General features: G+C 72.4%; 12 protein-coding genes. 10 read left to right on the top strand and 2 right to left on the bottom strand.

Translation table 11 applies throughout. From position 1 onward, the window contains the following. Nucleotide 1: 1 nt before the first annotated feature. Nucleotides 2-1426, top strand: a complete 1425-nt coding sequence (locus NFX31_RS00610; RefSeq protein ID WP_045248915.1) for a mechanosensitive ion channel domain-containing protein — start codon at nucleotides 2-4, stop codon at nucleotides 1424-1426. A 26-nt stretch (nucleotides 1427-1452) separates the two neighbouring features. Here NFX31_RS00610 and NFX31_RS00615 read toward each other — a convergent pair whose 3' ends face one another. Both NFX31_RS00615 and NFX31_RS00620 read right to left on the bottom strand, forming a co-directional pair. After that, nucleotides 1453-2448, bottom strand: coding sequence for a DMT family transporter (locus tag NFX31_RS00615; protein WP_262956444.1), 996 nt, complete (start codon nucleotides 2446-2448; stop codon nucleotides 1453-1455). Nucleotides 2449-2547: 99 nt separating this feature from the next. Beyond that, nucleotides 2548-3453, bottom strand: coding sequence for a hypothetical protein (locus NFX31_RS00620; protein ID WP_091477833.1), 906 nt, complete (start codon nucleotides 3451-3453; stop codon nucleotides 2548-2550). Nucleotides 3454-3652: 199 nt separating this feature from the next. On the opposite strand from NFX31_RS00620, the gene NFX31_RS00625 reads away from it, so the two are divergent. The 9 genes from NFX31_RS00625 to NFX31_RS00665 all read left to right on the top strand — a co-directional run bounded on the left by NFX31_RS00625 (nucleotide 3653) and on the right by NFX31_RS00665 (nucleotide 12715). After that, complete coding sequence (locus tag NFX31_RS00625; protein ID WP_045248996.1) at nucleotides 3653-4939, top strand: adenylosuccinate synthase; 1287 nt, start codon at nucleotides 3653-3655, stop codon at nucleotides 4937-4939. Nucleotides 4940-5044: 105 nt separating this feature from the next. Further along, entirely contained in the window at nucleotides 5045-6205 is a 1161-nt protein-coding gene (locus NFX31_RS00630; RefSeq protein WP_262956445.1) for a lactonase family protein, read from the top strand. 101 nt (nucleotides 6206-6306) lie between these two features. Beyond that, complete coding sequence (locus NFX31_RS00635; RefSeq protein WP_262956446.1) at nucleotides 6307-7635, top strand: hypothetical protein; 1329 nt, start codon at nucleotides 6307-6309, stop codon at nucleotides 7633-7635. Nucleotides 7636-7674: 39 nt separating this feature from the next. Next, nucleotides 7675-8295 carry a hypothetical protein gene (locus NFX31_RS00640; RefSeq protein ID WP_052674107.1) on the top strand — a complete coding sequence of 207 codons (621 nt, stop codon included), beginning with the start codon at nucleotides 7675-7677 and terminating at the stop codon, nucleotides 8293-8295. A 103-nt stretch (nucleotides 8296-8398) separates the two neighbouring features. Beyond that, nucleotides 8399-9817, top strand: a complete 1419-nt coding sequence (locus NFX31_RS00645; RefSeq protein WP_262956447.1) for a dihydrolipoyl dehydrogenase family protein — start codon at nucleotides 8399-8401, stop codon at nucleotides 9815-9817. 254 nt (nucleotides 9818-10071) lie between these two features. Next, a complete protein-coding gene (locus NFX31_RS00650) occupies nucleotides 10072-10404 on the top strand; it encodes a DUF427 domain-containing protein (protein ID WP_091477829.1) in 333 nt (110 codons plus the stop codon). A 13-nt stretch (nucleotides 10405-10417) separates the two neighbouring features. Continuing rightward, entirely contained in the window at nucleotides 10418-11284 is an 867-nt protein-coding gene (locus NFX31_RS00655; RefSeq protein ID WP_091738141.1) for an ABC transporter ATP-binding protein, read from the top strand. 1 nt (nucleotide 11285) lies between these two features. After that, nucleotides 11286-11990, top strand: a complete 705-nt coding sequence (locus NFX31_RS00660; RefSeq protein ID WP_045249002.1) for an ABC transporter permease — start codon at nucleotides 11286-11288, stop codon at nucleotides 11988-11990. Then, entirely contained in the window at nucleotides 11987-12715 is a 729-nt protein-coding gene (locus NFX31_RS00665) for an ABC transporter permease (RefSeq protein ID WP_262956448.1), read from the top strand. Before NFX31_RS00660 ends, NFX31_RS00665 begins: the two co-directional genes overlap by 4 nt. Nucleotides 12716-12748: the final 33 nt, after the last annotated feature.

Genomic DNA, 12748 nt, shown 5'->3' on the forward strand with positions numbered 1-12748 from the left:
CATGGGCGTCTTCCAGCAGGGATGGACGTGGTGGCTGATCGCGCTCGCGGTCGGGATCCCGGTGCTGCTCGTCGGGCTCACCGAACTGCTCGGCGCGCTGCGCCGTCGCGGCAACCCGGTCGCCAAGCCGGTGGCGCTGCTGCGCAACGCCGTCATCCCGGCCGGCGCTCTGTTCGCCCTGCTCGCCTTCGCGATCGGACAGAAGGACGACGGCTACGTGTGGGTGCGCGTGGTCGCCACCGTGTTCGGTTTCCTGCTGATCCTCCTCGTCCTCTCCGCGTTCAACGTGGTGCTGTTCTCCAACGCGGAAGAGGGTTCGTGGCGCCGCCGCGTGCCGTCGATCTTCATCGAGATCGCCCGGCTCGTGCTCGTGGTCGTGGGCCTCGCGATGCTGTTCTCCTGGGTGTGGGACGCCGACGTCGGAGGACTGTTCACGGCCCTCGGGGTGACCTCGATCGTCATCGGGCTCGCGCTGCAGAACGCGGCCGGCGGCGTCGTCTCGGGGCTGCTCCTCCTGTTCGAGCAGCCGTTCAAGATCGGCGACTGGCTCGACACCGGCGGAGTGAAGGGGCGCGTCGTCGAGGTCAACTGGCGTGCCGTGCACATCGACACCGGATCCGGGATCCAGATCGTGCCGAACTCGACGCTCTCCGGCGCCTCGTTCACGAACATGAGCGAGCCGACGGGTCCGTACTACGCGACCGCGTCGTTGAAGTTCAGCACCGACGACCCGCCCCAGGAGGTGCTCGCCCTGCTCGTGCGGCTCGCCGACGGGCTGCCGATGCGGTGGCGGGACGAGCGGGCGACGGCGGAGTACACGGGCGCCGCCGGCTACGCGGTGTCGATCCCGATCAACGCTCCCGGTGAGGCCTCGGGCGCCCTCTCGCTGTACCTGTCGTGGCTCTGGTACGCCGCGCGACGCCGCGGCTTCGCACTCGACGGGGATGCGTCGGACCCGATCGCCGAGCCCGCGATGCTCGACGCGGCGATCGAGGAGGCGGCACCGGTCCTGCGTCTGGACGAGGCCGGCAAGGAGATCCTCCGCGCCGGTGCCCGACTGCAGCGTTACGGTGCCGGCGAGACCGTGCTCCCCGCGGGCGTCGTGCCGGACGAGGTGCGCCTGATCATGACCGGCGGCGTCGCCATGCTGTACGAGGCCGACGGGGCGCGCATCACCGTCGCCGAGAGCGGACCCCGCGAGCTCATCGGGCAGACCGCCCTCACCCGCGAGCGCACGACGGTGACGATCGTCGCGACTGAGGTGCTGACCGCGCTGCGGATCCCCCTCGAGGTCATCGACGCGCTGATCCGCGCGCACCCTCGGCTCGCCGCCGAGATCGGGCAGTCGCTCGATCTCAAGCGCGCGGCGGCGGCCGACGTCCTCGCCGCCGCAGGATTCGCGCGGGGCGAGATCCGTCCGCGCTGAGGCCGGGCTCCGTCGCGGAGACGCGGTCACCGGGTCGTGTCGGGCTCGGTCGCCGGATCGGCCGGGGCCGCCGGAGAGATGGGGGCGGCTCGCCGGCGCAGGCGCGTCACGAGCACGCCGAGCAGGCACAGTGCGCCTCCGACGAACATCAGGGGCGTCGGGACCTCTCCGAGGATCAGCCAGGACAGCAGGATCGCGATCGCGGGCACGACGTACGTGGTCGCCGAGGTCTGCCCCGCCGTGCTGCGCTGCAGCACGTACGCCCAGGTCGTGAAGGCGATCGCGGTGGGGAAGACGCCGAGATACACCACCCACAGGGTGGCGTCCAGCGGCGCCGTCTGCAGTGCGCCCACGAGGCTTCCGGTCCACGGCAGCAGCGCCACGGTGCCGGCCGCGGCGCCCAGCCAGGTGAGGGTCGTCGCATCCGCGCCGGCGCTGAGCAGGTGCTTCTGCAGCAGCGTGCAGCCCGCGTACATGACCGCCGCGAGCAGGGCGAGCAGGAGGCCCGCGATGTCGAGGGCGCCGCTCTTCGTCGAGGAGTTCAGGCCGATGAGCACGACGCCCGCGAACGCGATCGGCGCCCCGATCAGCAGCGGCTTCGGGAAGCCCTCGCGCAGGAACAGGCCGCTGAAGACGACGACCATGAGCGGGGCGAGGTTGACGACCATGGCCGCGGTGCCGGCGTCGAGCGTGTGCTCGGCGGCGTTCAGCGCGAGGTTGTAGACGCAGAACCAGCCGACGCCCCACACCGCGACGAGGAGCCAGTGGCGGCGCGGCGGCAGGCGCACCCCGCGTCGCAGCGCGATGACGGTGAGAGCGACCGTGCCGACCGCCATGCGCAGCAGCGCGAGCGCGCCAGGGTCGAAGTGCGGACCCGCGCCGCGGATGCCGATGAAGGCCGAGGCCCACAGGACGACGGTGATCACGGCGGCGATGAGGACGAGTGCGCCGGTGCGGCGCGGTGCGGCGGCGCGGTCGCTCGCAGCGGGCTCCTGTGCCGGCCCCGCGGTGGTCTCGGTCATCCTTCGATCGTCGCAGGGACCGCCGACATCGGTCGAGCACGGCGACCGCCATCTGCCGCCGATATCCCGCCACGCGGTCGAGGCAGCCGGATCCGCTCGTCAGATCGCGTTGCGGTGGGCCTGGATGGACTGACCGGGGGTGCCGTCGGTGTAGGCGGCGGTGATGATCGGGTTGCCGATCCCGAGGTCGAGCGCGCCCGCGCCGACCGTGATCGCTGCGTGGCCGGTGCCGTCGAAGACGACGGATCCGGCGGGGGAGCCGGCATAGGTCACGGACGCCGTCGCACCCGGCTGGCCGGTCAGCGACAGGGTGTAGCTGCTCAGGATCCGGATGCCGAGCAGCCCGATGGTCTGGTTCGGGGTGATCCCGGTGAAGGCGAGCGGTGCGGGTGCCGCGGCCGGGGGCTGCGGAGGTGCCTCGGGCGGCGCGGCGGGCGCGGGGGCGCTCTGCGGCGGGGTGGCGCCGGAGCCGTCGTCCGCGGCGGGAGCGTCGGGTGCCGGCGCGGGCGCCGCGACCGCCTCGACGGGCGGCGCGCTGGTCGCGGGAGGTGCCGTCGTGCTCCCCGGGCCGGACGGCGCGGGGGAGCCAGCGCCCTCGAAGGGCCGTTCCGAGCGCGGATCCGGATCCGCGGCGGCGGAGATGTCCTGCCCGTGCGCCGGGGCGTCGTCCGGTGCGCGCAGAAGCCAGAGCCCGGCCGTGCCCAGTCCGAGGCACAGCAGCACGACGGCGCCGCCCCTCAGAAGCACCATCCTGCGCCGAGACGCGGGCGCCGCTGCGGCGACCGGCTCGATCGGCGTAGCGACAGGCAGCGCCAGGGGCTTCGCGAGTGGCGACCCGGAGGCGGCGGGGGCGGATGCCGGAGCGACCACCAGAGGAGCGGCGACCTGCGGGCCGCGCAGAGTCGCGCCCGCGGGCGCCTCGCGGAGCAGGCGCGCCTCGCGGCGCGTGGTCGCCGCCGGCGACGCGGAGGCGCCGGGGGAGGGCTGGGCGGTCGGCTCGGTCATGTGAAGGTCTCCGTCGGGGCACTGCGCCGTCCCCGCATCCTTCACGTTACCGGGCGTCCCGCCTCAGCGCGCGCCCGGTCCCGCAGCCGGTCTGCGCCCTCCGATAGACTGGGCCCGCCCGATCGGGCCAGCTCATCCGCCGGTGCAATCCCGGCGAAAAGCACGGCGGCCACCGGCCGCACCCAAGGGGGATGCACCCATGCCAGGAATCGTGATCGTCGGCGTCCAGTGGGGCGACGAGGGCAAGGGCAAGGCCACCGACCTGCTCGGCGAGCGCACCGACTGGGTCGTCAAGTTCAACGGCGGCAACAACGCCGGCCACACGGTCGTGGTCGGCGACGAGAAGTACGCCCTGCACCTGCTGCCGTCGGGAATCCTCTCGCCCGGGGTCACCCCGGTGATCGGCAACGGCGTCGTGATCGACCTCGAGGTGCTGTTCCACGAGCTCGAGGCCCTCGGATCCCGCGGCATCGACACGTCCCGCCTCAAGGTCAGCGCCAATGCGCACATCATCACGCAGTACCACCGCACGCTCGACAAGGTGACGGAGCGCTTCCTCGGCAAGCGCATGATCGGCACCACCGGGCGCGGCATCGGGCCCGCTTATGCCGACAAGATCAACCGCGTCGGGATCCGGGTGCAGGATCTGTTCGACGAGAACATCCTGCGCCAGAAGGTCGAGGGGGCGCTCGATCAGAAGAACCACCTGCTGGTGAAGGTCTTCAACCGGCGTTCCATCACCGTGGACGAGATCATGACGGATCTGCTCTCCTACGCCGAGCGTCTGCGCCCGATGGTCGCCGACACCGGCCACCTGCTCGACGACGCGCTGCAGCGCGGCGAGGTCGTCGTGTTCGAGGGCGGCCAGGCCACCATGCTCGACGTCGACCACGGCACCTACCCGTTCGTGACCTCGTCCTCCGCGACCGCCGGCGGCGCCTCGACCGGATCCGGTGTCGGCCCCGGCCGGCTCGACCGCATCGTCGGCATCGTCAAGGCGTACACGACGCGGGTCGGATCCGGTCCGTTCCCCACCGAGCTGTTCGACGAGCAGGGCGACTGGCTGCGCGCGCGCGGCTTCGAGTTCGGCACCACGACCGGCCGCCCGCGCCGGGTCGGCTGGTACGACGCGCCCATCACCCGCTACGCGACGCGCGTGAACGGCATCACCGACCTCGTGCTCACCAAGCTCGACATCCTCGGCGGTCTCGAGCAGATCCCGGTGTGCGTCGCCTACGACGTCGACGGCGTGCGCTTCGACGACGTGCCGGTGAACCAGAGCGACTTCCACCACGCGAAGCCGATCCTGGAGTACCACCCGGGCTGGCAGGAGGACATCTCCACGGCGCGCACGTTCGAGGAGCTCCCGGTCAACGCGCAGAACTACGTTCTCGCCCTGGAGAAGATGAGCGGCACCCGCATCTCGGTGATCGGCGTCGGCCCGGAGCGCGACCAGGTGATCGTGCGCCACGACCTGGTCGACTGACCCTCCTCCCTCCCTCCTCCTCCCCTCCGTCTGTTTGCGTCAAACGGTGGGTTTTGGGGGCCTGACACCACGGTTTGACGCAAACAGACGGATCTGGGGCGAGCGATGACGCGATTCTGGGTCGGCGGATACGGCGCCGACATGGAGGGGCAGGCAGACGGGATCGGGCTGCTCGCGGTCGCCGACGGACAGGGCCCGACGACGCTCGGCTACCGCGGCGCGGTCGCCCCGGCCCCGTCCCCGTCGTGGCTCGCGCAGCATCCGACGCTCGACGTCGTCTACGCGGCGCTCGAGGGCGCCGGCGAGGTCGCCGCGTTCGCACGGACGGGCGAGCGCGCGCTGCGCCCGCTCGGCCGCCCGGTCGCCGCGGGGCAGTACGTGTGCCACCTCGCCGTATCCCCCGACGGTCGCTTCCTCGTCGCCAGCTGTTACGGCGACGGCCGCGTGGTGCGGATCGGGCTCGGCCCCGACGGCGCGCTGCAGCCCGACGCCCGCGACAAGGCGGCGGAACTGCGCGAGGCCCTGTTCGGCGACCGCGGCGCCGAGGAGCGCGAGGGCGGCGACGAGTCGGAGCACCGGGCGGATCCGACGGCCGCCGTCGACCCCTACGCCTCCGACCCGAACCGCCTCGACCGGTCCCTGAGCCCATCGAAGGACGGAGACCCCCGGGTCTCGCACGCGCACGCCGCGGCGTTCCTTCCCGACGGCCGGATCGCGACGACCGACCTCGGCTACGACCTCGTGCGGATCTGGCGCCCCGCGCCCACCGGACTGGCGCTCGACCATGAAGTGGTGCTGCCGCGCGGATCCGGTCCGCGCCACATGGTCGTGCACCCGAGCGGGCACCTGCACGTGGTCACGGAGTACTCCTGCGAGCTGTTCACGCTGGCCGCCGACCGCGAGGGACGCTGGGGCCTCGTCGCAGGCACCCCCATCTCGGCGATCGCGACGCCCGGGCACGACTACCCCGCGGAGCTGAGCCGCTCCAAGGACGGCGAGACCCTGTACGCCGGAGTGCGCGGCAGCAACACGGTCGCCGCGCTGCGCGTGCGCGGATCCGGCGAGCGGGTCGAACCGCTCGCGCTCGCCGACGCGGGCGTCGACTGGCCCCGCCATCACCTCGTGCACGACGGCGCGCTGCTCGTCGCGGGTCAGCGCTCCGACGAGATCACGGTGCTCGACCTCGACGACCGCACCGGCGCGCCGGGCCGGATCCGTCACCGCACCCCCGCGCCCGCGCCGACGCACCTGCTGCCCGTCCGCTGAGCCGGGCGGACACGGCGGCAGCCGGCTCAGGCCCTATCCTGAACGCAACAGGGCCGGCGCACTCCGCGTCCGGCGCCACGGTGCGGATCCAGGGGGGCTCCATGAACGACGACCGGTCGACTCCTTCGGAAGCCCCGGCGGATCCTCCCGGCATCGCCCCGACCGCCGGACCCGACGGCACCGTAACTGCTCTGCCCGGCGCCTCTGAGGTCGCGTCGTCCGTCGAGCCCGTGCCGGGCGGCGGTCACGACCTCGCCGGCCTGCTCGTCTCCGCCGATCCGGATCGTGCTCCGTCGCCGCTCCCGCGACGGCGTCGCCGCGCCGTCCTGGCCTGGACTCTGCCGATCGCCGGGGTGCTGCTGCTCGCCGGCATCGGCGCGGCGCTGCAGCTCACCGCGAACCTCGGCTACGACGACGCCCGCACGCACCTGACCGCCGCGCTGTCGAAGCACGACGACGAGGAGTCGCGCAACGTGCGCACGCGCGTCGTCGATGACGAGGCCGCCCGAGCGGCAGAGCACCTGCTGGGGGTGTCCGATCCGACGATGGTCGGGGACGCCCAGCGGGCGGAACTCACCACCCAGAGGGACCGGGCGCAGAAGGCGTCTGCCGCGGCCGTGTCGCTGACCGGCACGAAGCTCTCCGCGCCCGGCACGAAGCCCTCCTGGTTCTGGGAGCTGTACGCCGACTCCGCGAACCTCGACGCCGAGGCGCGGAGCGTGCGCACGCTGACCTCTGCGCTCGGCCGCTCCTCCGACGAACTCCGATCCGCGACGGAGGCGATCGACAAGACCGGGTCCGACGTGATCAAGGCCGCGGCGGGACTCGCCGGCCAGATCGAGAACGACAACAGGCCCTCCCCGAACGAAGGAGTCCTGTCGTTGCGTGAGGGGGCCGCCAGACTCGCGGCCGCCAGCTCCTTCGACGAGCCGATCGCGGAGGCCTTCGTCGGCTACGCGGCGACGGCGCAGAAGGTGCGCGACGGGCACACCGCGACGCTCGCGGCGGAGGCGGGTCCGCTGCAGGATGCGCGGCAACAGATCGAGGACTTCGCGCGATCCCTCGTCCCGGGAGTGCTGCTCGACTTCGAGTGGGCGGATCGGGTGAACGACCTCGGCGGCGACAACGGCTACCTCTCCGGCGAGACGCTCACGCCGATCCAATCGGGCGAGTACGCGACGATCCGGCTGTCGAACTCGATCGCCGAGGATTGGCCGGGCGATTCCAGCAAGGCGCTGGTGGCGCACGAGGCCGGGCACGCGATCGCGACCAAATGCCGGACGATGGTCGACAACACGGATTCGCCGGCGGCGGAGGCGTGGGCGACGGCATGGGCCATCAGCATGGGGTTCACCGATGACGGCAACGGCACGCAGGCGTACGGATCGCCGCCGGACTCGCTCGTGCAGAAGGCGGCGGGCTGCCGCTGAGTCTCGGCGACGAGGCGCCCGGCGACCTAGACTCGCGCTATGACCCCTTCGCCCTCGGCGTCCGTCGGCCAGGTCGTCGTGCTGCTCGAGCGCTGGCCGGATCCGGTCCCGCCCGCCGAGCTGCCGATCCGCGGCGCCATGCGGCCGGGTGCCCGTGCGGCCTTCGTGGTGCTGCTCCTGCTCGCGACCGTCGTCGGGGCGGGAACGCTGATCCCGATCTGGACCACGCCGACCCCCGGCGTCTGGTTCTCGGTGCTGTTCACCGTGTTCATCGTCGCGCTGGTGCTGGTGCTGTGGTTCGTCTTCGCCGGGGCGCTCGCCCAGAGCGCGTTGCGGGTGCGCGCGCTCGCGCGCTGGCGCGGAGCGTCCGGCCGGATCGACCGGTTCGACGGCACGGTCGTCACGCGCACGGTGTCGACGATCGAGGACGGCGGCGTCGACCGCTTCGAGCTGTCCGTCACGACCTCGGCGGGAATGTCCTCCGCGATCTGGGAGCGCCCGACCGCCCGGTCCCGGATGCTCCTGCAGACCCAGGTGCCCGGCGTGGGTGCGAAGGTGCGGGTCTGGCGGATTCGCGAGGCGGGCTCCGAGGATCCGCTGGTCGTCGAGGTGCAGGACCCGTCGGTGGTGACCTCGGCGCCCGTCGAGGACGCGGTCTGACGATTCCCCAGGAATCCCCGCAGGCCGTCTCCTGTTCTGCGAGGGTGGATGAGGTCGTGTGCAGCGCTGGACCGCGACGACTCCCGAACGAGAGGCGGAACCCATGACCGACGAATACGACCTGATCGTGCTGGGTGGAGGACCGGTCGGGGAGAACGTGGCCGACCGCGCCGTTCAGGGCGGGCTCACGGCCGTGATCGTGGAGGGCGAGCTCGTCGGCGGCGAATGCTCCTACTGGGCGTGCATGCCGTCGAAGGCGCTGCTGCGCTCGCCGCAGGCGCTGCGCGCGGCCCAGCACGTGGGCGGCGCCGCCGAAGCGGTCACCGGCGATCTGGACGTGCGCGCGGTGCTCGACCGTCGCGACTCCTTCACGAGCCACTGGCAGGACGACGGGCAGGTCGCCTGGCTCGAATCGGCCGGCATCGATCTCGTCCGCGGCCACGGGCGGCTGAGCGGCGAGCGGAAGGTCGCCGTGACACTGCCCGACGGCAGCGTGCGCACGCTCACCGCCCGGCAGGCGGTCGCGATCAGCACCGGATCCGACGCCGCGATCCCGCCGATCCCCGGACTCCACGAGGCGAACCCCTGGACCAGCCGCGAGGCGACGAGCGCAGAGGAGATCCCCGAGTCGCTTGTCGTGATCGGCGGCGGAGTGGTGGCCGTCGAGATGGCCACCGCCTATGCCGCGCTCGGTGCGACGGTCACCGTGCTCGCCCGCAGCGGGCTGCTCGGCTCGGTCGAGCCCTTCGCGGCCGATCTCGTGGCGGAGGGGCTGCGCGGGCTCGGCGTGGATGTGCGCACCGGTGTCGCGACGAAGAGCGTCGTCCGCGACGCCGACGGGGTCACGGTCACGACCGACGGCGGAGACGTGCGCGCCGCGGAGATCCTCGTCGCCACGGGGCGCACTCCTCGCTCCGGCGACATCGGACTGGAGACGGCCGGCCTCCCGGCGGGTCGATGGATCCGCACCGACGACACGCTGCGGGTGCCGGGCGTCGACTGGCTGTACGCGGTCGGCGACGTCAACGGCCGTGTGCTGCTCACGCACCAGGGCAAGTACCAGGCGCGCGCCGCGGGTGACGTGATCGTCGCGCGGGCGAAGGGCGAGGGTGTCGACGACGAGCGCTGGGGACGGCACGTCGCCACCGCCGATCACGCCGCCGTGCCGCAGGTGGTGTTCTCGGAGCCGGAGGTGGCCGCGGCCGGAGTGACCGAGGCGGCCGCACGTGAGGCGGGACACCGCGTCCGGGCCGTCGACGTCGAGTTCTCCTCGGTCGCCGGGGCGTCGCTGCACGCCGACGGCTACCGCGGACGGGCGCGCATGGTCGTCGACGAGGACCGGCAGGTGCTGCTCGGCGTGACGTTCGTCGGCCCCGATGTCGCCGAACTCATCCACGCCGCCACCATCGCGATCGCCGGCGAGGTGCCGTTGGCCCGGCTCTGGCACGCGGTGCCCTCGTATCCGACCATGAGCGAGGTGTGGCTGCGCCTGCTGGAGGCCTACGGCCGACAGTCCGCCTGAGTCCCCCGGCGCCGCCCCCGCCGCCGCGTTTCACGGTGCGCACATGGCTCGGATCCGGGTCCGAACCGGGCCATATGCGCGCGTCGAAACGACAACGGGTCCGGCCGAGGGGGAATCCCGGCGGATGTCGGTCTGTTTCCCGATGTGGTGGGGGCGCTTCTTGGATGTCGGAGGCGTGGCCTACTGTCGGAAGGGCGCCCCGGCGCCGCACGCCGAGAAGCACGTGTCGCATCGATTCCCGAGGAGGGACGAGCATGCAAGCAGTATTCGAAGGACGAGTCGTCGCGAATGCGGACGACTCGGACGTCGTGGTGATCGAGGGCAACCGCTACTTCCCGCCCACGGCCGTCACCGAAGGCGTCTTGCAGGAGAGCCCCACGCCGTACACGTGCCCGTGGAAGGGCGAGTGCCAGTACTACTCGCTCCGGGTGGACGAGCAGGTCCACAAGGATCTGGCCTGGGCCTACCCGCACCCCTATCCGACGGCCATCGAGCGCGTCGGCGTCGATTTCTCGGGCTACGTCGCGTTCGACCGCAAGGTCGAGATCCGCGCGGGCGACGTGCCCCAGGAGGGGTCCCTCCCCTGAGGGGCCGACGCACATGATCGAATTCCGCTCCGTCACGAAGACGTTCCCGGACGGCACCCGCGCGGTCGACGACTTCAGCCTGGTGATCCCGGCCCGGCAGACGACCGTGCTGGTCGGCTCGTCGGGATCCGGCAAGACCACCCTGCTGCGCATGATCAACCGGATGGTCGAGCCCAGCTCGGGCGTGGTCGAGATCGACGGGGAGAGCGTCCTCGACGGCGACCCCGTCGCCCTGCGCCGCCGCATCGGCTACGTCATGCAGAACTCCGGTCTGCTCCCCCACTTCAGCGTGATCGACAACGTGGCCACGGTGCTGCGCCTCAACGGCGTCTCCCGGCGCGAGGCGCACGTCCGCGCACGCGAGCTGCTCGACACGGTCGGTCTCGACCAGGCGCTCGCCGAACGGTATCCGAGCCAGCTCTCCGGCGGGCAGCAGCAGCGCGTGGGCGTGGCCCGCGGACTCGCCGCGGATCCCAACATCCTGCTGATGGACGAGCCGTTCGGCGCCGTCGACCCGATCGTGCGCACCGAGCTGCAGCAGGAGCTGCTGCGCCTGCAGCGCGAGCTCGGCAAGACCGTCGTGTTCGTCACGCACGACATCGACGAGGCGCTGCTCCTCGGCGACCGCATCGTGATCCTCGGCAAGAGCGCCCGCATCGTGCAGCAGGGCACTCCGGACGAGATCCTCTCCGCACCCGCGGACGACTTCGTCGCCGCGTTCATCGGCGCCGACCGCGGTCGCCGGGCTCTGCACCTGCGGGAGACTCCGCACGGCACCGTGGTGGTCGACGCCGACGGGCGCGCGCAGGGCACTCTCGTGCAGTCGCCCGCCGATCTCCTCGATACGCACCCGCCGCGGACGGCGGACGAGGTCGGCTGACATGACCTGGATCATTGACAACCTCGGGCTCATCGTGAGCCTGGCCGCCGTGCATCTGCAGCAGAGCCTGATCGCTCTCGTGCTCGGGGTCGTCGTCTCCGTGCCGCTGGGGTGGATCGCCTGGCGGTACCGTCTGGTGCGCGGTCCTGTGATCGTGCTCACCGGCCTGCTCTACACGATCCCCTCCCTGGCGCTGCTGATCCTGCTGCCGGCGCTGCTGGGCTACTCCGCGATCAGCCCCACCAACCTCGTCGTGGCGCTGACCATCTACAACGTGGCGATCCTGGTCCGCGCGGTCGCCGACGGGCTCGACTCGGTCGACGCCGACGTGCGCCGCGCCGCGATCGCGATGGGCTACGGATCCGGTCGCCGCTTCTGGACCGTCGATCTGCCGCTCGCGGGCCCGGTGATCCTCGCGGGGGTGCGCGTCGCCGCCGTCTCCACGATCGCCCTCGCCACGGTCGGAATCCTGGTCGGCGTGCAGAACCTCGGCTACCTCTTCACGAACGGGCTCGACCGCCGCCTGATCGAGGAGGTGTTCGCGGGCGTCATCGCCGTGATCCTGCTCGCGCTCGTGGTCGACGCCCTGCTCGTCGTGCTCGGCCGTCTGGTGATGCCGTGGCAGCGTCGCGGCCGGCGGCGCACGCGCAGCGCGGCCCCTGAGGCTCTCGAAGGGCCCGCCGTCGTGACGGGAGGCGCCGCATGAACCTCTTCGCCGACGCGATCCGGTGGCTGCTCGATCCCGAGCAGTGGACCGGGTCCTACGCGCTGCCCGTGCTGCTCGGCCAGCACCTGCTCTACACCGCCGTCTCGGTGCTCGTCGCCAGCCTGATCGCCGTGCCGGCCGGCTGGCTCATCGGGCACACGGGTCGCGGACGCGAGGTCGCCGTCGCGATCTCGGGCGCCGCCCGCGCGATCCCCTCCTTCGGCCTGCTGATCCTGCTCGTGCTGCTGTTCGGCGTGCTGCAGGTGCCGGCGGCCGCGCTGGTGACGCTCGTGCTGCTCGCGATCCCTTCGCTCCTCGCCGGCGCGTACACCGGCATCGAGGCGATCGAGCCCCGGGTGATCGACGCCGCGAAGGCGATGGGGATGACGCCGTGGCAGGTGTTCTGGAAGGTCGAGTTCCGGCTCGGTCTGCCCCTGCTGGTCGGGGGCCTGCGCGCGGCGACGCTGCAGGTGATCGCGACCGTGACGATCGCGGCCTGGGTGAACCTCGGCGGCCTCGGCTACCCCATCATCCAGGGCATCCCCCTCGGCCGCTTCGACCAGGTGCTGGCCGGGGCGCTGCTCGTCGCGGCGCTCGCCTTGATCGCCGATCTCCTTTTCGCGATCGCGCAGCGCGCGGCCGTCCCGGCCGGCGTGCGTGCGGCCGGAGGCCGCTCCGAAGACGAACCCTCCGCCCGGGGCGCGCTGCGCGCGGCCCGCACCTGACCTGCACCGACTCCCCACCGAAGAGAGGCACTC

This window comes from Microbacterium azadirachtae, from assembly GCF_025583665.1.
GTDB classification, from domain to species: domain Bacteria; phylum Actinomycetota; class Actinomycetes; order Actinomycetales; family Microbacteriaceae; genus Microbacterium; species Microbacterium azadirachtae.